Genomic DNA, 18,518 nt, shown 5'->3' with positions numbered 1-18,518 from the left:
GAGATCTTCAAAGCACGATGGATGCCCCGGTCAAGCCCGGGCATGACGAGGGAAAATCAATCTTTCACCCTCCCCAACAATCCCAGCCCTCCGACGAAAAACAACACCAGCACCGCCATGCCGGCCTTCTGGCTGGCGGTTACCGCGGTGACGATACCGATCAGCAGCGGCCCGATGAAGGACGTGACTTTTCCGGTCAGCGCGAACAGTCCGAAATACTGCGCGATGCGATCTTTCGGCGCCAGCCGTATCAACAGCGTGCGCGATGCCGCCTGCAGCGGGCCGCCGGCCGCGCCGATCAGGCATCCCAGCACCAGATAGGCGCGCTCAGCGGCGCCGGAAAACAGCGCGCCACCGGACGCTGGCGCTGCGACCTTGATGAACAGGATCGAATCCTTGTCCACCAGCAGGATCGCGATGATCGCCAACAGCAGCAGCAACATGCTGCCCGCGATCACGCGCTTTGGTCCTAAGGAATCATCGAGCTTGCCGCCGAGCCACGCCCCGAAAGTGCCGGCGATCGCCAGGATGATTCCGAAGGTGCCGATCTGGATCGTGTTCCAGCCGAACGTCCCCGCCGCATAGATACCGCCGAACGCGAACAGCGACACCAGGCCATCGGTGTAGATCATGTTGGCGAGCAGAAACGCCGCCATCGATTTCTGTTGCGGCAATTCACGTAAGCTATCCTTGAGTTCGCTCAATCCCTCGCGCAAGGCGTCGCGCGCCGAGTGCCTGGCGGGATAATCCGGCGTCAGCAAGAACATCGGCAGCACAAAGATGATGAACCAGACACCGGTCAGCGGCCCGCTGATGCGATCGCCCTGATGCGAGACGGGATCGAGACCGAACAGCGGCATCAATCCGAACAACGTACGTCCGGTCTCGGGATTGGCGGCGAGAAAGCCGAGCACGAGAATGAGACTGAAGATACCGCCGATATAGCCGGTCGCCCATCCGGTCCCTGATAACCGCCCGATCTTGTCCGGCGGCACCAGCGTCGGCATCATCGCGTTGTTGAACACGGTGGCGAATTCAGCCCCGATCGTGGCCAACGCATAGGCGAACAGCAGCGGCGGAATGACGCCGGGATCTCCGGGCTTGCCGAACCACATCAGGCAGGAGCCGATCACCAATAGCGCGCCGAATCCCGCAATCCATGGCTTGCGACGGCCGCTGGCGTCAGCGATGGCACCCAATACCGGCGACGACAATGCAATGATCAGACCCGCAGCCGCGGTGGCAAAGCCCCACAGCGATTGCCCGCTGGCGGGATTCGCCGCGACATGAGTCGCGAAATAGGGTGCGAAGACAAAGGTGGTAATCAGGGTGAAATAGGGCTGCGCGGCCCAATCGAAGAAGATCCAGCTAATAACCGCCGAGCGCGGCGGATAGGTCCGCGGTTTATCCGCAATGCCCGAATCTGAAGTGGCTGGATCCGAAGTGACGACCGCCATGCTCGAAATGTCCTGCTAAATCACGAGGAGGCGTTTTGCCCGGCTAAAGGAACCCATATAGCATTGGCGGCGGCAATGGCCTCACGTTTTCGAATCTTCAACCGACTTCAACCCGCGATGGATTTTAGATGACCACAGCAGGAATGCGCAGGACATTGCTAACCATCATGCTCGTCGCCGCATGGGCGATCCCTGCAGCGGCGCAGCAGCAACATAGCAACTTCTACACGCCTGCTGCCGCCGACACGATTCATCCCGTTGTCGCCGAACACGGCATGGTAGTGACGCAGGAGAAAATCGCGTCACGCGTCGGCGCCGATGTACTCAAGCGCGGCGGCAATGCGGTCGATGCGGCGGTGGCCTCCGGTTTTGCGCTGGCCGTGACCTATCCGCGCGCGGGCAACCTTGGCGGCGGCGGATTTATGGTGATCCACCGGGAGCGCGGCGAGGACGTCACGATCGATTACCGCGAGACCGCGCCGGCCGCCACGACGCCGACGATTTTTCTCGGACCCGATGGCAAGCCCGATATCGCCAAGTCACGCGACTCCGCGCTTGGCATCGGCGTTCCCGGCTCCGTCGCGGGATTGAGCCTGGCGCTGGAAAAATACGGCTCGGGCAAGTTTACGCTGGCGGAATTGCTGAAGCCGGCCATCGCGCTGGCCCGCGACGGATTTATCGTCACTGACGATGTCGCCGACGCGATGCCCGAAGAGCGCGGCCGGCTGGCACGCTGGCCATCGACCATCAAGATATTTTCCCGCAAGGACGGCGCGGCCCTGCAGGATGGCGACCTGTTGGTTCAGGCCGATCTGGCGGCGACTCTCTCGGCAATAGCCGAACAGGGACCGCGCGGATTTTACCAGGGCCCGGTTGCAGAAAAGCTGGTGAAGGGCATTGGCGAGGCCGGCGGCATCATGACGCTGGACGATCTGAAATCGTATCAGCCGATCATCCGGGCGCCGATGCGCGGCAGCTATCGCGGCTATGACGTCGTCTCGATGCCGCTACCGTCGTCCGGCGGCGTCGTGCTGCTGGAAACCCTTAATATCCTCGAGGGTTTTCCGATGGCCGAGATGAGGCAGGGTTCGGCGCCCTCGCTGCATGTCCTGATCGAGGCGATGAAGCGCGCTTACGCCGACCGCGCTCGTTATCTCGGCGATCCCGCCTTCGTCAAAGTGCCGGTGGCGACGCTGACCTCAAAGGATTACGCAGCCAAGCAACGCGCCAGCATCGATCTCGACCGCGCGACGCCGTGGACCGACGCGCTGTCGGCGCTGCCACCGCATGAGGGCGATAACACCACGCATTTTTCTGTGGTCGACGGCGCGGGCAATGCCGTCAGCAACACCTACACGCTGAATTTCAATTACGGCGTCGGCCTCGTTGCTGAAGGCACTGGCGTGCTGCTCAATAACGAGCTCGACGATTTCACCGCCGCGCCCGGCGCATCCAATGCGTTTGGGCTGGTCGGATTTGAGGCGAACCTGCCCGGCCCCGGCAAGCGGCCGCTGTCGTCGATGTCGCCCACTATCGTATTGAAAGACGGCAAACCGGTTCTGGTGACGGGTTCGCCGGGCGGCAGCCGCATCATCTCCGCGGTGCTGCAGGTAATCGTGAACGTGCTCGATTACAAAATGGACGTCGCGGTCGCGGTCGCCGCGCCGCGTGTGCATCACCAATGGCTGCCCGATGAAGTGCGGGTCGAGCACGGCTTTACGGAGGAAACACTGGCCGCGCTGCGGGCCAAGGGCCATCGCGTGATCGAGCCTTTGGGACGAACCTCGGCCAATTCGATCGCCGTGACCGATCAGGGATTGCTCGGCGCCCCCGATCCGCGCAACCGTGGCGCGGGCGCCGCGGGGCAATAACCCCGTTAGGTCAACCGATTGCGGATTTGCCTGCACCTTTGCCTCTGCCTGGGATCGGCGTAGAAGTTCTCTCACCTGCGCTCCAACCGGCCGCCGCAGGCATGAAAATGGCCGGGAAAATTTTCCGAGGGAACGTCCGCTATGAGCAGCACTGTTGAGCCATCGGGAGCGATCGAAGTCGCTGCCATCGAAGACACCAGCCTGCTCGCCTTCTATCGCGACATGCACCTGCCGGAGCGGCGGACGTTCTGGGCCTGCGCGGCCGGCTGGGCGCTCGACGGCATGGATTTCATGATCTATCCGCTGGTGGTCGGCACCATCATCGCGCTGTGGAAGGTCGATCCCGGCACCGCGGGCCTGGCGGGCACGGTGACGCTGCTGTCCTCCGCGATCGGCGGCTGGCTTGGCGGCTATCTCGCCGACCGTATCGGGCGGGTCAAAACCCTGCAATTCACGATCCTCTGGTTCTCGTTTTTCTCGCTGGTCTGCGCTTTCGTGCAGAATTTCGATCAACTCCTGATCGCGAGGGCCGTGCTTGGCCTCGGTTTCGGCGGCGAATGGGCCGCCGGCGCCGTGCTGATGGGCGAAGCGATCCGCCCGCAATATCGCGGCCGCGCGGTTGGCTCGGTACAATCGGGCTGGGCCGTCGGCTGGGGCCTCGCGGTATTGTCACAGGCCGTGCTGTTCTCGTATTTGCCGCCCGAGATCGCCTGGCGCTGGATGTTTGCGATCGGCGCGCTGCCGGCACTGCTGGTGTTCTTCCTGCGTCGCTATGTCGTCGAGCCCGAAATCGCCGCCGCAACCCGCGCCAAGCAGGAAGCGTCGGGCGAACGGCCTTCGCTGCTGGAGATTTTCGCAAGCCCGATGCTCAAGACCACGATCTTGGCGTCGCTGATGGCAACGGGATGTCAGGGCGGCTATTACGCCATCACTTTCTGGGTGCCGCGCTTTCTCACCACCGAGCGTAAACTCTCGATCGTCAGTTCTACCGGCTATCTCGCGGCGCTGATCATCGGCTCGTTCGTCGGTTATCTCGTTGGCGCATGGCTCGCCGACCGCATCGGCCGGCGCAATTTGTTCCTGATCTTTTCGATCGGCGCGATTGCCGTGATCCTGCTCTATACGCAGTTGCCACTGACCAATGAGATCCTGTGGCTGCTCGGCTTCCCGCTTGGTTTTTTCGCGTCCGGTTATTTCTCCGGCGTCGGCGCGTTCCTGACCGAACTCTATCCGACCCGGCTGCGCGGATCGGGCCAGGGCTTCTGCTATAATTTCGGGCGCGGCATCGGCGCATTGTTCCCGTTTTTGGTCGGCGCGCTCTCGACCGAGACCTCGCTTGGCAACGCCATCGCGATTTTCGCGGTCGTCGCCTACGGCGTGTTCTTCATCGCCGCCTTTGCATTGCCGGAGACACGCGGCCGCGTTTTGCACGCGGATGCTTAGCTGAGTATTGCCGCAAACGAAGATGCACTCCCTCTCCCATAAGGGCGGCGAAGATCTCGCGACACCTCTTGATAGAGGACGGGTAGCTTTCTTCCGGCCACAGTTCCCGCGCAATGGTCGCGCGATCGCCAGCGGCCAAGCCTTGCCTGCAGGTGCCGATGCTCTCGACACCGACGGCAGAGCGTTCGCTCGCGCGGGCGAGAAACGGCACACGCGCGACCAGCCACCTGACCGGCCACCATAGCGCAAGGGGCGGTTAGGCCGATGATAAACAGCGCCAGCGCGGGAATGACGTTGGGCGCCTTGCGCAAGCTACCAACAGAGGCGCCCTCCGCACCGACGGTACTCTCTGTTGGGTCTGCACAGCAGACACCGCGGGCAAATGAACGATCATAGGATGTCGACTCAGTTCCTTGGCCAAGCGCCCCGCAGAGCCGCGTCGATCAGCGCGTCCCCGTATTGTTCAGTCAGAGGCAAACCCAGCAGACGCCTGTAAATCAGCGAGCCGAAAAGCATGTCGATCAGCTGCGCCGGATTGACCGCGGCTGTAAACTCGCCTGTCGCCTGTGCGCGCTCGATCTCGGCGATATCGGCCGCCTGCCGAGCCCTGATATGATCTTCAAACAGGTCCCGCAGAAGGGCGGGATTGCCCTGGCCCTCCGCGATCAGATCAGCCAGAACCTTCCCGAAGAGGCCGTTGAGCCCCGTTATCAAGCGGCGCATCGTGGTCCGAAGCGCCTCTTCCGCCGTCGCGGCAGATGCGGGAGCCTTCACCGCGACGGCAATCCGCTCATGGAACATGGCCATGATGAGCGCGGCCTTTGAAGGCCACCACTTATAGAGCGTGGGCTTGCCGACGCCGGCCCTCTTAGCCACCGCCTCCATTGTCAGGTCCTTGGCCGGACCCTCCTGCAGCAGCGCAAAAACGGCGTCCATGATCGCCGCATGTGATTCCGCCGCAGCGCCAGGCGGCCGACCCGTCCGGGTCCGCGCAGGCGAATTTGTCTTCATCTCCGTATCTTAACAGAACGGCACGTAAAGGAAAGCCTTGACTCTTATATTTACGAAACGTACCGTTAAATGAAATAAGAGGTATCATATGGAAAACAACACCAGCACCACAGCCCCCAGAACGGGCCTCACGACGCTCGACCCGAACGCCGGCCACGTCACGACGATCAACACCTACACGGTCACGCGCGAGCGCGCTGAGGAGGTGCTGACCTACCTCGTGCATTCCGCAGAGGAGACCGTTCGCTATGTGCCGGGCTTCCTGTCCTTCAACTTCCACCTGAGCCTCGATCACATGCAGATCGTCAATTACGGCCAGTGGGCAAGCCGCGAAGCGGTCATGGCCGCGCGCGAAAACCCCAAGGTCAAAGCGCTGATGGCCGAGACCGTAAAGGTCGCGGGCAGTTCGAATTCGGTGCCCTACGTGCTCCGCAAGTCGGTGCCGGCCGCCGGCAAGTAACGCCGGAAACCCCCGCCACAGCAATGTTCAACGATTTCCAAAAAGGACGCGATCATGACGAACGAAACTCCCAGAATCCTGATTACGGCCGCGGGCGGCAAAGTCGGCCAGCATGTTGCCAAGCAGCTCTCCGACAAAGGCGTGGCGGCGCGCGCCGGATTCCACAGCCAGGACAAGGCCGCCGCCCCACAACAGCCCGGCATCGAGGGCGTGGTGCTTGACTTCGAGAATCCCGAGACCATCGCCGCAGCCTTCAAGGGAATCGACACGCTGTTCCTCGTCACGCCGGGCTCTCCCTACGCGGCGCGGCAGGAAGAACGGCTTCTTGCCGAGGCCAAAAAGGTCGGCGTCGGCCGCCTCGTTAAGCTGTCCGGCAAAATCGCCGAGCACCACACTGTCGGTTTCGGCGTGTGGAACACGGAAGCCGAACGCCAGATCAAGGGCAGCGGCATTCCCTACACCATCCTGCGCGGAAACTTTTTTATGCAGAACCTCTTCGGCAGCGCGGGCCAGATCAAGCAGGGTGTCTTCACGATGGGGCCTGCCGCCAAGAAAATCGCCTTGCTCGATACCCGCGACGTCGCCGCCGTCGCCGTCGCGGCTCTCACCGCTCCGGGACACAGCGGCCAGACCTATGACCTCAATGGCCCGGAACTGCTGGACGGCCACGCTCAGGCGGTGGTTTTTTCCGACGTCCTCGGCCGGCCGGTCAAATACCTCGACGTGTCGGCGGCGGACTTCATCGAGAACCTGAAGAAGTTCGGACTACCGGACTGGCTGATCGAAGCTTTCGGTGTCGCTGCGGCCGATGCTGAGGTCCCGGGCGATCAGTCGAGCGCCACCGTCGAGCGGATCTTGCAGCGGAAGCCGGGCTCGTTGGCGCAGTTTGTACGGGATTACCGCAGCGTATTCGACGCATAACTACCGCTAACGCGCTCGCACGGCGCAATCTCATTTGCGGTCGCACCTGACGAATGCAGCCGAAGCCACGCCGGTGCCGACTATGAGAGTCGCAATGGCTGGAACTATCCGCGCCGTGGAAGCAGCCATCCTCGACGAAACGGGAGGTTGCTGGCGATCCGGCTGCAATCCGGTGACGTGCTGACCCAAAGGCCGCCCAGGTGCGATATGCGCAAAACGGAGCGAAACGGCACATGAATAACCGCTCTGGAAGGTTCACAAGGAGGTTAGGTGATGTCATCAGCCGAACAAATTGAGGACTTGTTGCAGCTCCGGAAGATGCGTCTTGTGTCTCTTGTAGAAGGGACAACGCTCCTTTTGATCGTCGGCGTGGCTGTTCCTCTCAAGTATCTGGCTGGCTTTCCGCTCGCAACCCGGCTCATAGGACCGGTTCATGGCGTCGCTTTCGTTCTCTACGTTTGGATGCTCATCCAGACCGTGTCGATGGGGGGATGGTCACGCGCCGAGACTGCTCGGATGGTGCTCGCCGCCTTCATTCCTTTCGGGGCTTTCCTGAATGAGCGGGCGCTGGCGCGGCGCCAGTCGGCCCTTGCGGCGTCAGGCTGAAGGCGCGGACAATGGATTATCTCTGGCTCAAAGCATTGCACATTGTTGCCGTCGTTACCTGGATCGGCGGTATGTTGGTCGTTGCCGTGACCATTACAGCAGCGTCCGGCGGACGAGCGCAGCAGGAGACCGCAATGCATTCCGCCGTCCTTGCAGCTGTTCGCCGCTGGGATCAGCGCGTCACGTCCCCAGCGATGATTCTGGTATGGATTTTAGGAATAGCGCTTGCGCTGACGGGCAGCTGGTTTCCGCAGGGATGGCTCTTAGCGAAGCTTGTCTCCGTGCTGCTGCTCTCGGTGCTGCACGGTGGGTTGTCCGGCAGGCTACGTGGACTTTCGCGTAATCAGCAGCCGAGCCCACCGCCCCCACTGCGCTACGCCGCCGCCGCGGTCGTAGTCGCAACATTCGTCATCGTCATTCTTGTCGTCACCAAGCCAATTTAGCACCGAATTGGAGGCATCATACGTGATCGCGACCGCATCAACACGCAGGCCCGTCAACGGACGATGCTGCTTACCGGCGCGGGTGGGGGATCGGACATGCACCTGTCAAATTGTTCTATCGGTGCGGTTGGCGCGTGGCTGGCAGACCGCATCGGCCGGCGCAATCTGTTCCTGATCTTCTCAATCGGCGCGATTGCCCTGATCCTGCTCTATACGCAGTTGCCGCTGACCAATGAGATTCCGTGGCTGCTCGGCTTCCCGCTCGGTTTTTTCGCGTCCGGTTATTTCTCCGGCGTCGGCGCGTTCCTGACCGAGCTCTGTCTGTTTCCGTTTTTGGTGGGCGCGCGCTCGACCGAGACCTCGCTCGGCAACGCCATCGCGATTTTCGCGGTCGCCGCCTATGGCGTGTTCTTCATCGCCGCCTTCGCGCTGCCGGAGACACGCGGCCGCGTTTTGCACGCGGATGCGTGAAGCAAGAGAAAAGAACGACTGCACGCGGCAATGAAAGTGCGCTACCTTCCCCTTGTGGGGAAGGTAGCAGAAAGAACAAACAACCGTAGGAGAAACCCCGATGACATCGCTCACCGGCAAGACGCTATTCGTATCCGGCGGCAGCCGTGGCATCGGGCTTGCGATTGCGCTGCGCGCCGCGCGGGATGGCGCCAATGTCGCGATCGCCGCGAAGACTGCAGAGCCGCACCCCAAACTCAAAGGCACGATCTACACCGCGGCTGACGAGATTCGGGCCGCCGGCGGCAAGGCGTTGCCGATCCTGTGCGACATCCGCGAGGAGGCCCAGGTGATCGCGGCGATCGACCAGACCGTCGCCGAATTCGGCGGCATCGATATCTGCGTCAATAATGCCAGCGCGATCAGCCTGACCAATTCGCAGGCCACCGACATGAAGCGGTTCGACCTGATGATGGGTATCAATACCCGGGGCACCTTCATGGTGTCGAAATACTGTATTCCGCATCTGAAGAAGGCCGCCAATCCGCACATTCTGATGCTGTCGCCGCCGCTCGATATCAAGGCGAAATGGTTCGAGCATTCGACCGCCTATACGCTGGCGAAGTTCGGCATGAGCTTGTGCGTGCTGGGTCTGTCAGCCGAATTGAAATCTGCGGGTGTCGCGGTCAATGCGCTGTGGCCGCGCACCACCATCGCGACCGCCGCAGTGGGCAATCTCTTGGGCGGAGACGCGATGATGCGCGCCAGCCGGAAGCCCGAGATCATGGGCGACGCGGCCTATGCGATTTTCACCAAACCAGCGCGCGAATTTACCGGGCAGTTCTGCATCGACGATAAAATTCTCAGCGCCAGAGGCGTGAGCGATTTCGAGCCCTACCGCGTCGATCCCTCGGTGCCGTTGATGTCGGATTTCTTTGTGCCCGACGACGACGTGCCGCCACCCGGCGTCACCGTGATGGCGCTGCCGTCCGTCGGCGAGGTTCAGAAATCGCGTTGATCCTCAGCGCCCGACCGAGTACGGGCCACCCTTTTCCAGTGCGCGCCGATAGGCCGGCCGGGCCTGAATGCGATCAAGAAACGCCATCGCCTTCGGATGGCCCTGATCCAGCCCGGCGCGGGCAGCGGCAGCTTCGAGCGGAAAACTCATCTGGATATCGGCGACGGTGAATTCGTTGCCGGCGAACCACTCGCTCTTGCCGAGTTCGCTTTCCCAGAATGCCATGTGCTGCTTGAGCATCGGATTGACGAGCGCGGTCAGCGCCTGATTGGCAACCTTGCGCACGACCGGACGCAGCAGCGCAGGCGCGCGCTTCGGCATCAGCGTGAACAACAGTTTCAGCAGCAGCGGCGGCATCGCGGAACCCTCCGCATAATGCAGCCAATAAGTATAGCGCAGCCGCTCCGGCGTTTTCGGCAGCGGGATCAAGCGGCCATCGCCATAAGTCTCGGTGAGATATTCGGCGATCGCGCCTGATTCCGCGATGGTGTTGCCATTGTCGGTGATAACAGGCGATTTTCCGAGCGGATGAATCGCGCGCAATTCCGCCGGCGCGCGCATGTCGGGCTGGCGCTGATAGCGAACGATCTCGTAGGGCAGCCCAAGCTCCTCCAGCAGCCACAGCACCCGCTGCGAGCGGGAGTTGTTGAGGTGATGGAGCGTGATCATGGTGATTCCCCGTATGACGCGTTTGCGACGGAAGGTGGTGCCAGCCGGAAAAGGGAAAGTCGAGATGGAGCGCATCAGTATTACCCGGGTATTATTGACAGATCTAATTTACCCGGGTAATACTCTGTTTCGAAATGGAGGACTCGCTATGAATCAGGGATCTGCCGTCGCCTATATCGCCTTTGACGGTGACCACCGCATCGCGGGCGGCGATCTGCGCGAGATTGCGCAGGCAGCCAAGGAACTCCTCGATCGGCGCAAGGATGCGGCGATCCTGGTATTCGATGGCGTGACCAGTGACCCGGTCGATATCGATTTTCGCGGCACCGTCGCCGATGTTCAGGCGCGGCTGCCGGCAAGTGCCGGCGTGCCTGCGACGGCGGAGGACACGGGGCCCTCACCACCGCGCGGCCCGGGCCGACCGAAACTGGGCGTGGTCGCGCGCGAGGTCACGCTGTTGCCGCGGCACTGGGACTGGCTGGCGCGGCAATCCGGCGGTGCATCGGTCGCGTTGCGCAGGCTGGTCGAGGAAGCCCGTCGCACCGGCGAAGACAGCCATCGCATCAAGCGGGCGCAGGAGGCGGCCTATCGATTCATGTCCGCGATGGCCGGCGACAAATCGCATTACGAAGACGCGATCCGAGCGTTGTATGCGAACGATCCGGCGCGTTTCGAAAAATTGATCGCTGCATGGCCCGCGGATGTGCGCGACCATACCCTGACGCTTGCCAAACGGGCATTTCGGCGCGACCCGCAGGCCCGGGCCGGTTGATCCCCCTGACATGAAGCGGTAGGCTATTTGAAATGATAGGGATCATATAAGAGCCGTCATATCTTGGGAGATCGCCGTGAGCCCGACCGCCCCGCAATTCCTGTTCGACTTCGGCAGCCCCAATGCGTTCCTCAGCCATGAGGCGATCCCGGCGATCGAACAGCGGACCGGCGTGAAGTTTGAATATGTGCCGGTCCTGCTCGGCGGCATCTTCAAGGCCACCAACAACAAGTCACCGGCCGAAACGCTGGCGGGCGTCAAGAACAAGCGCGAGTTTCACGCGATTGAGACCGAACGCTTCGTCAAACGGTTTCACGTCAAGCCCTATAGCTGGAATCCATTTTTTCCGATCAACACCCTGCATCTGATGCGCGCGGCGATCGCGGCGCAATTCGAAGGCGTGTTCGAGAAATACATCGACGCCGCGTTTCATCACATGTGGGACGAACCGAAGAAGATGGATGACCCTGAAGTGGCGGCCAAGGCATTCACCGCGTCCGGCCTCGACGCGGCGAAACTGCTGGCGCGGGCACAGGATCCCGACGTGAAGGCAAAACTGATCGAGAACACCCAATCCGCGGTCGAGCGCGGCGCCTTCGGTTCGCCGACCTTCTTTGTCGGCAAGGAGATGTTTTTCGGCAAGGAGCAGTTGCGCGAGGTCGAGGAGATGATCTCGGAGAAGTAACAGCGCCGTCATTGCGAGCGAAGCGAAGCAATCCATGCTGTTATATTTTTCGCGATGGATTGCTTCGTCGCTTTGCTCCCTTGCGCAAACGCTGCGCGTTTGTCGCAGGCAATGACGAAAGCACGGAGTGAACAAATGCAAAAACGAAACGCGACGGCCGCGGTGATCGGCGCCGGCGACTATATCGGTGCCGAGATCGCCAAGAAATTCGCCGCCGAGGGATTCACCGTTTTCGCCGGACGGCGCGACGGCGCCAAGCTGGAGCCGTTGGTCAAGGAGATCGAGGCCGCGGGCGGTTCGATCGTGGCCCGCACGCTCGATGCACGGAAAGAAGACGAGGTCGCAGCGTTCCTCAACGACGCCGACAAGCACGCGCCGCTGGAGGTGTGCATCTTCAACGTCGGCGCCAATGTCAATTTCCCGATCCTGGAAACCACCGACCGGGTATTCCGCAAGGTCTGGGAGATGGCCTGCTGGGCTGGTTTTCTGGCCGGGCGCGAAGCGGCCCGGTTGATGGTGCCGCGCGGCGGCGGCAATATCTTCTTCACCGGCGCTACCGCCTCGTTGCGCGGCGGCAGCGGTTTTGCGGCCTTTGCCAGCGCGAAATTCGGCTTGCGCGCGGTGGCGCAGTCGATGGCGCGCGAACTCGGCCCGAAAAATATTCACGTTGCGCATCTGATCATCGATTCCGGCGTCGATACCGCCTGGGTGCGTGAACGCCGCGAACAGCTCTGGGGCAAGGAAGCACTCAATAATCCCGACTTGTTGATGCCGCCGGCCTCGGTCGCCGCCTCGTATTGGCAGCTCTACCAGCAGCCTCGCAGCGCCTGGACTTTTGAGCTTGAAATCCGACCATTCGGAGAAAAGTGGTAGACAGGCTATCGGGCAGGAGCGAATAGACCTGCCGGACATTCGTCACTTCCCTGTTCGCTCGCAAGAACAACAACAAAAGGAATTCAATGATGCGTATGCTTGTGGTCGGTGCCGGCGCGATCGGCGGATATTTCGGCGGCAGGATGCTTCAAGCGGGGCGCGACGTGACCTTCCTGGTCCGTCCCAAGCGCGCGGCCGAACTCGCCAGTGCCGGCCTCGTGATCAAAAGCCCGCACGGCGATGTGACGTTGAAAAATCCGCCGACGGTGCAGGCCGACAAGCTCACCGAAAAGTTCGACGCCGTGCTGTTAAGCTGCAAGGCCTTCGATTTGGAAGACGCGGTTCAGTCTTTTGCCCCCGCGGTCGGCGCGCAAACGGCCGTTATTCCGTTGCTCAATGGCATGCTGCATCTCGATGTGCTTGACAAGAAGTTCGGCCACGAGCGCGTGCTCGGCGGCCTCTGCGCCATCGCGGTGACGCTCAACGAACAACGCGAAGTCATACAGCTCGCGCCGCTGCAGTCGCTCAATTTCGGCGAACGCGACGGCAAGATGTCGGATCGCGTCCGCGCCATCGCCGACATGATGGCGAGCGGCAATTTCGGATCGGTAGCCAGTGAGCATGTCGTTCAGGAGATGTGGGAGAAATGGGTGTTTCTCGCCTCGCTCGCGGCATTCACCTGCCTGATGCGCACCTCGGTCGGCAATATCCTGGCCGCGCCCGGCGGCAGGGATTTTATCCTTGGCATGCTCGATGAAGTCAGCGCGATCGCAACCGCCGAGGGTCATGCGCCCCGCGCGGCATTTCTGGAACGCACCCGCGGTACGCTCACCGCGGAAGGCTCGCAAATGACCGCCTCGATGTTCCGCGACATCAAAGCCGGCGCGAAGGTCGAAGCTGATCATGTGATCGGCGATTTGGTCGCGCGCGCCGACGCCGCCAAAATTCCGGTCCCCAAGCTGCGCACCGCCTACACCCATCTGAAAGCGTATGAGAAGCAGCGGGGATGAACTCCTTCGCTGTCCCGGTCAAGGCCGGGACGACGAGTTAGAGATGCGCGAGATAATGCGCCAGCGCGGTGATTTCTTCATCGCTCAGGGGATAGGCGACATCCGTCATCGCGGCGCCGGCGCCGCCGGAGCGCACGCCTGACTTATAGTCATGCAGCGCCTTCACCAGATATTCCTCGCGCTGGCCGGCTATGCGGGCGACCGCCTTGGTGCCCGCGAATGTATCGGTGTGGCATGAGTTGCAGCGCCGGCCCACGGCCGCCTGCGCACCCTTCTGCGACAGATCGGGATTGTCGTCGGGTTTGGACACCTTGGGCGGGGTGAGCGCGGCGAAATAGGCGCCGAGATTGCGGATATCCTCATTGGTGATTTGCTCGACGATCGGCTGCATCAGCTCATTCTTGCGCGCGCCGCTGCGAAAGAAAACCAGTTGCCACTGAATGAACTGATCGGGCTGGCCGGCGAGCGAGGGAATGTTCTCGGTTTGTGAAATGCCGTTTTCGCCGTGACAGCCGCTGCATTGCTCGGCTTTTTCCTTGATCGCCGCGGGATCTGCCGCGCCGGCCGCGTGCGCCGTTAGTCCCAAAACGATGCCGCACAGTGCGGGTAATATCCATCGGCGGCGCATCATCGGCATACTCGTCTGTCGTTCAGAGATTTTTCTTCGTTTTAAACGAGAAACTGCGGTCACTCGTTCCCGAGCGACCGCAGTTCCCAAGGTTCAGGCTTACTTCTTGTAGCTGATGCGATAGATCGCGCCGGCCCAATCGTCGGCAACCAGAATCGAACCGTCCTTATCCAGGATGATGTCATCCGGGCGGCCGAGATAGCCCTGGTCGCCTTCGATCCAGCCGGACGCGAACACTTCCTGCTTGGCGTTCTTGCCGTCCGGATCGACGATGACGCGGACGATTCGCGCGCCCTGATACTTATGCCGGTTCCATGAACCATGTTCGGCGATCAGGATGTTGTTCTTGTACGAGGCAGGAAACTGGCTGCCGGTATAAAACTTCATGCCGAGCGGAGCCACGTGTGCGCCGAGATTGAGGACCGGCGGCGTGAATTCCGAACATTTGTGACCCATCGCGAACTTCGGATCCGGCGTGTCACCCTGGTGACAATAGGGATAGCCGAAATGCTCACCCATCTTCGAGATCATGTTGAGCTTGTCGCTCGGGATGTCGTCGCTCATCCAGTCGCGGGCGTTTTCCGTGAACCAGTATTTGCCGGTGCGCGGATCGACGTCGCCGCCGACGCTGTTACGTACACCGAGCGCGACCAGTTCGGCGTTGCCGGTCTTGGGATCGACACGGCGGATCTGCGAGACGCTGGTTGGCGGAATCCCGACATTGAAGGGAGGTCCGAACGGCACGTAGAACCAGCCGTCCTTGTCGGCGGCAAGATACTTCCAGCCATGCGCCGCGTAGGACGGCATGTCGTCATAGACCACCTTGCCTTCGCCGAGATTGGCGAGATTGGCTTCGGCGTTCTCGTACTTGATCAGCTTGTTCACGGCGATCACGTAGAGCGCGCCATCGCGATAGGCGAGACCGGTGGGCATGTTAAGCCCCTTAAGGATGGTCTTGACCTCTTTCTTTCCACCATTGTCGGTGATCGCGTAGACATTGCCGAGACCGAACGAACCGACAAAGAGCGTTCCCTTGTCACCCCAGGCCATTTGCCGTGCGGCCAGAACGCCCGATGCATATACCTCGATCTTGAAGCCTTCCGGCAACTTGATCTTCTTGATCAGCGCGGCGAGTTCCGCATCCGATGAACCCGTTGGCGGCCCCGACGGCGGCGCCAGACCCTTTTGGGCTTCGGTCTCGTCGCCGAGGAACCAATCGTCCGGCGGATGGGTCCAGAATTCCTTGGTGCCGGACTGATAACTTTTCAACTTGCTTTGCGCGCTGGCCTGCCCGGCCCCCGCAACAACAGCGATTGCCGCGAGCGCAAGAATACATCGATTGAAAGCCGATTTCATCGCGTCCCTCCCTATGCAGCCAATATGGCTACGTTTGTTATTTGCTTCGCCCGTCCCCGAGAGACGAACTTTGGTCTGGCATCAGATGGATCAGACTCGAAAATCGTAGCACATCTTATGAGAGAGAGAAGCGGATGCTGCACGGCGCCGTTACGCCCCCGAGAGTTGAGAAGAAATTTCTTTCGGTCATTCGCAGCCGAAGTCGCTTTATTCTTTGCTGCGTTGCAGTGCAGGTCAACAGCATCGGGCGTCTGCCGCGCTCAACATTCCGTGCGACAGAAATAAAATCGTAATGCGTTCGAGAAGTCGCCCAAAGCATTCTCAAAGTGCCGGCGAAAATCCGAAATATGCAGATACATATAACGCTGCACATAACGAAAAGCCCGCTGAGACAGCGGGCCTTCGTTAAACTTTGCCACTTTTAGAAAATCTGGAGCGGGCGAAGGGATTCGAACCCTCGACCCCGACCTTGGCAAGGTCGTGCTCTACCACTGAGCTACACCCGCATCCGAGAGATTGGCGGCGACTGATCACCGGCAACGCGCAGACCTATGCCAAATGCGGCCCCCGAATGCAACAGCCCGTACAAGGCCTAAAATCGACCGGATCCCCGCTTATCCGGCCTTCCCGGGCCGAATCGGCCCTAAAATAGCCCAGGCAGGTTCCGCGGATTGCAAATTCGGCCCCCAAGCGCCAATTAGGGCTGGAAAAGTGTTAGAGCATCCCCAGACATCAGGCGAGGATTCCCGTGACGATCATAGAGCAGGGTAGCGGACCAACGCCGCAGGCGGCGGCCGATCTGATCAAGGAGACGACCACCCAGACGTTCGTGAAGGACGTCATCGAGGAGTCGAAGCGTCAGCCGGTACTGATCGACTTCTGGGCGCCGTGGTGCGGCCCCTGTCGTCAGCTCACGCCGATCATCGAAAAGGCGGTCCGTGCGGCCAATGGCAAGGTCAAGCTGGTCAAGATGAACATCGACGAGCATCCGGCCATCCCGGGCCAGATGGGAATCCAGTCGATTCCGGCCGTGATCGCCTTCGTCAACGGCCAGCCCGCCGATGGCTTCATGGGCGCGGTGCCGGAAAGCCAGGTCACGGCCTTCATCAACAAGCTGACCGCCGGCATGCCGGGCGAGCCCAATATCGAAGATATCATCAAGGAGGCTGAAGCCGTTTTGGCCGAGGGCGATCCCGCCACCGCGGCATCGATCTATGCCGAGGTGCTGGCGGCGGACGCGACCAATATTGCCGCCTTGGCCGGACTGGCGAAATGCTACGTGGCGACCGGCGCGATCGAACAGGCCACGCAGACGCTCGCCATGGTGCCGGAATCGAAGCGCGGCGATGCGGCGGTCAAGGCCGTGCAGGCGTCGATCGATCTGGCCGAACAGGCCAAGGCGCTCGGCCCGGTGACCGAGCTGGAACAGAAAGTCGCCGCAAACCCGCTTGATCATCAGGCCCGATTCGATCTGGCGATCGCGCTCAACGCCAGTGAGAAGCGGACTGAGGCAACGCAGCATCTGCTCGAGATCGTCAAGCGCGACCGCAAATGGAACGAAGATGGCGCCCGCAAGCAATTGGTGCAGTTCTTCGATGCATGGGGCCCGACCGATGAAGCCACGGTCGAGGGTCGAAAGCGATTGTCGACCATCCTGTTCTCATAACGCCTCTGGCCAACACCGGGACCGCTGATGCCGATCAATGCCGAATATCGCGGACCCGGCGACCTACCTCACTTGATCCCGGTATTTCCGTTGCCCGGCGCCTTGTTGTTGCCGCGCGGCCAGATGCCGCTCAACATTTTCGAGCCGCGCTATCTGGCGATGGTGGACGACGCGCTGCGCGACGGCCATCGGCTGATCGGGATGATCCAGCCGGACGTTTCGCACTCGCCGGACGAAGCCAAACCGGTGCTGTTTCGCGTCGGCTGCGTCGGGCGCATCACCCAGCTCGCCGAGGCCGGTGACGGCCGCTATATCCTCGAACTCACCGGCATCGCGCGCTTCAAGGTGGTCGAGGAAGTCGCGGTTCTCACCCAGTATCGGCAATGCAAGGTGGATTATTTCCCCTACATCGACGATTTCACCGCCCGCAAGGGCGAGGAAGCCGTCGATCGCGAGGCGCTGCTCGAGGTGCTGACGGATTTCCTCAAAGCCAACAATCTCAAGGTCGATTGGGAAGGCGTCGAGAGCGCGCCCAACGAGGCGCTGGTCAACGCCCTGGCGATGATGTCGCCCTACGGCCCGCCGGAAAAGCAGGCGATGCTCGAGGCGCCCGACCTGAAGACACGCGCCGAGATTCTGATCGCCGTTACCGAAATGGATCTCGCCAAGAAGCGCACCAGCGGCGACACGGGTTTGCAATAGGGTAAATTATTTTTGACGCATCTTCTTTACGCGAACCGGTATCCACCCCGGATCTAGTCCGGGGCAGGCTCTCGCTTGAAAGCGCTCTAATACCCGGCCACGGCCAGCACGATCACCGCGCTCAGGGCCATCCAGCCGAAATGCCGGCCGCGAAAAATCCAGGCATTGCCGATCACGCCGAAGGCGTACATCGCGACCACCGTCACCACGATCCAGTGCCGGGCCGGGACCGACGCCATCGAGGATGCGGCGATCAGGAGCACGCCGCCACAAATCCAGCCGACGGTGCCGACCTGCCAGCACAGCCGGATCAGATTGCGCAGCCGCGGCGGCTCGATCGTCACGCGGGAGAATACCCTGGTTTCACCGAGTACGCCGTGGATGATGGCCACCACGATCGCGGCGATTCCTGAACATTGCAGCAGCAGATCGCGCATCGCACCGATCTCCATACACAACTGTATGGTGAGTTGTGGA

The 18,518-nt window shown here is 61.4% G+C and carries 19 protein-coding genes, 1 tRNA gene and 1 pseudogene; 14 read left to right on the top strand and 7 right to left on the bottom strand.

What is annotated here, in order from left to right:
* Positions 1–56: 56 nt before the first annotated feature.
* Complete coding sequence (locus HB676_RS01575) at positions 57–1,457, bottom strand: MFS transporter (protein WP_213735885.1); 1,401 nt, start codon at positions 1,455–1,457, stop codon at positions 57–59.
* 128 nt (positions 1,458–1,585) lie between these two features.
* On the opposite strand from HB676_RS01575, the gene ggt reads away from it, so the two are divergent.
* Together ggt and HB676_RS01565 are read left to right on the top strand one after the other, a co-directional pair.
* The gene (ggt, locus tag HB676_RS01570; RefSeq protein ID WP_213735884.1) at positions 1,586–3,328 is read left to right on the top strand and encodes a gamma-glutamyltransferase; all 1,743 of its coding nucleotides are present in this window, start codon (positions 1,586–1,588) and stop codon (positions 3,326–3,328) included.
* A 141-nt stretch (positions 3,329–3,469) separates the two neighbouring features.
* The gene (locus HB676_RS01565) at positions 3,470–4,771 is read left to right on the top strand and encodes an MFS transporter (RefSeq protein WP_213735883.1); all 1,302 of its coding nucleotides are present in this window, start codon (positions 3,470–3,472) and stop codon (positions 4,769–4,771) included.
* Between the two features lie 405 nt (positions 4,772–5,176).
* Here HB676_RS01565 and HB676_RS01560 read toward each other — a convergent pair whose 3' ends face one another.
* Positions 5,177–5,707, bottom strand: coding sequence for a TetR/AcrR family transcriptional regulator (locus HB676_RS01560; RefSeq protein ID WP_213735882.1), 531 nt, complete (start codon positions 5,705–5,707; stop codon positions 5,177–5,179).
* A gap of 163 nt (positions 5,708–5,870) precedes the next feature.
* Here HB676_RS01560 and HB676_RS01555 point away from each other — a divergent pair, with 163 nt between their 5' ends.
* The 6 genes and pseudogenes from HB676_RS01555 (at position 5,871) to HB676_RS01530 (ending at position 9,680) form a co-directional block, all read left to right on the top strand.
* Positions 5,871–6,242: an antibiotic biosynthesis monooxygenase family protein gene (locus HB676_RS01555; RefSeq protein WP_213735881.1), complete on the top strand. Its 372-nt coding sequence runs from the start codon at positions 5,871–5,873 to the stop codon at positions 6,240–6,242.
* A gap of 54 nt (positions 6,243–6,296) precedes the next feature.
* Positions 6,297–7,163 carry an NAD(P)H-binding protein gene (locus HB676_RS01550; protein ID WP_213735880.1) on the top strand — a complete coding sequence of 289 codons (867 nt, stop codon included), beginning with the start codon at positions 6,297–6,299 and terminating at the stop codon, positions 7,161–7,163.
* Positions 7,164–7,436: 273 nt separating this feature from the next.
* Positions 7,437–7,769 (top strand): DUF3817 domain-containing protein, encoded by a 333-nt coding sequence (locus HB676_RS01545; protein ID WP_249780003.1) that lies wholly within the window; start codon positions 7,437–7,439, stop codon positions 7,767–7,769.
* A gap of 11 nt (positions 7,770–7,780) precedes the next feature.
* Positions 7,781–8,212 (top strand): CopD family protein, encoded by a 432-nt coding sequence (locus HB676_RS01540; RefSeq protein WP_213735879.1) that lies wholly within the window; start codon positions 7,781–7,783, stop codon positions 8,210–8,212.
* 126 nt (positions 8,213–8,338) lie between these two features.
* Positions 8,339–8,683, top strand: a pseudogene (locus HB676_RS01535) (MFS transporter); the annotation flags it as partial.
* Positions 8,684–8,783: 100 nt separating this feature from the next.
* Entirely contained in the window at positions 8,784–9,680 is an 897-nt protein-coding gene (locus tag HB676_RS01530; protein ID WP_213735878.1) for an NAD(P)-dependent oxidoreductase, read from the top strand.
* 3 nt (positions 9,681–9,683) lie between these two features.
* On the opposite strand, the gene HB676_RS01525 is transcribed toward HB676_RS01530, so the two are convergent.
* Entirely contained in the window at positions 9,684–10,349 is a 666-nt protein-coding gene (locus HB676_RS01525) for a glutathione S-transferase (protein ID WP_213735877.1), read from the bottom strand.
* A gap of 148 nt (positions 10,350–10,497) precedes the next feature.
* Between HB676_RS01525 and HB676_RS01520 the strand changes: the two genes are divergently transcribed.
* From HB676_RS01520 to panE, 4 genes are all read left to right on the top strand, one after another.
* Positions 10,498–11,121 (top strand): DUF2239 family protein, encoded by a 624-nt coding sequence (locus HB676_RS01520; RefSeq protein WP_213735876.1) that lies wholly within the window; start codon positions 10,498–10,500, stop codon positions 11,119–11,121.
* Between the two features lie 76 nt (positions 11,122–11,197).
* A complete protein-coding gene (locus tag HB676_RS01515; RefSeq protein ID WP_213735875.1) occupies positions 11,198–11,806 on the top strand; it encodes a DsbA family protein in 609 nt (202 codons plus the stop codon).
* Positions 11,807–11,941: 135 nt separating this feature from the next.
* A complete protein-coding gene (locus HB676_RS01510) occupies positions 11,942–12,679 on the top strand; it encodes an SDR family oxidoreductase (protein WP_213735874.1) in 738 nt (245 codons plus the stop codon).
* 89 nt (positions 12,680–12,768) lie between these two features.
* A complete protein-coding gene (gene panE / locus HB676_RS01505) occupies positions 12,769–13,689 on the top strand; it encodes a 2-dehydropantoate 2-reductase (RefSeq protein WP_213735873.1) in 921 nt (306 codons plus the stop codon).
* A gap of 37 nt (positions 13,690–13,726) precedes the next feature.
* On the opposite strand, the gene HB676_RS01500 is transcribed toward panE, so the two are convergent.
* The 3 genes from HB676_RS01500 to HB676_RS01490 form a co-directional block, all read right to left on the bottom strand.
* Positions 13,727–14,317: a c-type cytochrome gene (locus HB676_RS01500; protein ID WP_213736109.1), complete on the bottom strand. Its 591-nt coding sequence runs from the start codon at positions 14,315–14,317 to the stop codon at positions 13,727–13,729.
* A 99-nt stretch (positions 14,318–14,416) separates the two neighbouring features.
* Positions 14,417–15,673: a PQQ-dependent sugar dehydrogenase gene (locus tag HB676_RS01495; protein ID WP_213735872.1), complete on the bottom strand. Its 1,257-nt coding sequence runs from the start codon at positions 15,671–15,673 to the stop codon at positions 14,417–14,419.
* A gap of 431 nt (positions 15,674–16,104) precedes the next feature.
* A tRNA-Gly gene (locus HB676_RS01490) sits at positions 16,105–16,179 on the bottom strand.
* Positions 16,180–16,421: 242 nt separating this feature from the next.
* Here HB676_RS01490 and trxA point away from each other — a divergent pair.
* Complete coding sequence (trxA, locus tag HB676_RS01485) at positions 16,422–17,339, top strand: thioredoxin (RefSeq protein WP_213735871.1); 918 nt, start codon at positions 16,422–16,424, stop codon at positions 17,337–17,339.
* Positions 17,340–17,366: 27 nt separating this feature from the next.
* On the top strand, positions 17,367–18,041 hold the full coding sequence (locus HB676_RS01480) for an LON peptidase substrate-binding domain-containing protein (RefSeq protein ID WP_213735870.1): 675 nt from the start codon (positions 17,367–17,369) through the stop codon (positions 18,039–18,041).
* A gap of 86 nt (positions 18,042–18,127) precedes the next feature.
* Here HB676_RS01480 and HB676_RS01475 read toward each other — a convergent pair whose 3' ends face one another.
* Positions 18,128–18,478 carry a hypothetical protein gene (locus HB676_RS01475; RefSeq protein WP_213735869.1) on the bottom strand — a complete coding sequence of 117 codons (351 nt, stop codon included), beginning with the start codon at positions 18,476–18,478 and terminating at the stop codon, positions 18,128–18,130.
* Between the last annotated feature and the right edge of the window lie 40 nt (positions 18,479–18,518).

Origin of the sequence: Bradyrhizobium sp. dw_411, assembly GCF_018449695.1 — a bacterium.
Lineage (GTDB): Bacteria > Pseudomonadota > Alphaproteobacteria > Rhizobiales > Xanthobacteraceae > Bradyrhizobium.
Note: the sequence above shows the minus strand (reverse complement) of the source record. Positions and strands in the feature narration are given on the sequence as shown.

Coding starts and splice junctions, on each gene's coding strand:
- HB676_RS01575 (WP_213735885.1), bottom strand. CDS start 1,457: ATGGCGGTCGTCACTTCGGATCCAGCCACTTCAGATTCGGGCATTGCG.
- ggt (WP_213735884.1), top strand. CDS start 1,586: ATGACCACAGCAGGAATGCGCAGGACATTGCTAACCATCATGCTCGTC.
- HB676_RS01565 (WP_213735883.1), top strand. CDS start 3,470: ATGAGCAGCACTGTTGAGCCATCGGGAGCGATCGAAGTCGCTGCCATC.
- HB676_RS01560 (WP_213735882.1), bottom strand. CDS start 5,707: ATGGACGCCGTTTTTGCGCTGCTGCAGGAGGGTCCGGCCAAGGACCTG.
- HB676_RS01555 (WP_213735881.1), top strand. CDS start 5,871: ATGGAAAACAACACCAGCACCACAGCCCCCAGAACGGGCCTCACGACG.
- HB676_RS01550 (WP_213735880.1), top strand. CDS start 6,297: ATGACGAACGAAACTCCCAGAATCCTGATTACGGCCGCGGGCGGCAAA.
- HB676_RS01545 (WP_249780003.1), top strand. CDS start 7,437: ATGTCATCAGCCGAACAAATTGAGGACTTGTTGCAGCTCCGGAAGATG.
- HB676_RS01540 (WP_213735879.1), top strand. CDS start 7,781: ATGGATTATCTCTGGCTCAAAGCATTGCACATTGTTGCCGTCGTTACC.
- HB676_RS01530 (WP_213735878.1), top strand. CDS start 8,784: ATGACATCGCTCACCGGCAAGACGCTATTCGTATCCGGCGGCAGCCGT.
- HB676_RS01525 (WP_213735877.1), bottom strand. CDS start 10,349: ATGATCACGCTCCATCACCTCAACAACTCCCGCTCGCAGCGGGTGCTG.
- HB676_RS01520 (WP_213735876.1), top strand. CDS start 10,498: ATGAATCAGGGATCTGCCGTCGCCTATATCGCCTTTGACGGTGACCAC.
- HB676_RS01510 (WP_213735874.1), top strand. CDS start 11,942: ATGCAAAAACGAAACGCGACGGCCGCGGTGATCGGCGCCGGCGACTAT.
- panE (WP_213735873.1), top strand. CDS start 12,769: ATGCGTATGCTTGTGGTCGGTGCCGGCGCGATCGGCGGATATTTCGGC.
- HB676_RS01500 (WP_213736109.1), bottom strand. CDS start 14,317: ATGCGCCGCCGATGGATATTACCCGCACTGTGCGGCATCGTTTTGGGA.
- HB676_RS01495 (WP_213735872.1), bottom strand. CDS start 15,673: ATGAAATCGGCTTTCAATCGATGTATTCTTGCGCTCGCGGCAATCGCT.
- HB676_RS01480 (WP_213735870.1), top strand. CDS start 17,367: ATGCCGATCAATGCCGAATATCGCGGACCCGGCGACCTACCTCACTTG.
- HB676_RS01475 (WP_213735869.1), bottom strand. CDS start 18,478: ATGCGCGATCTGCTGCTGCAATGTTCAGGAATCGCCGCGATCGTGGTG.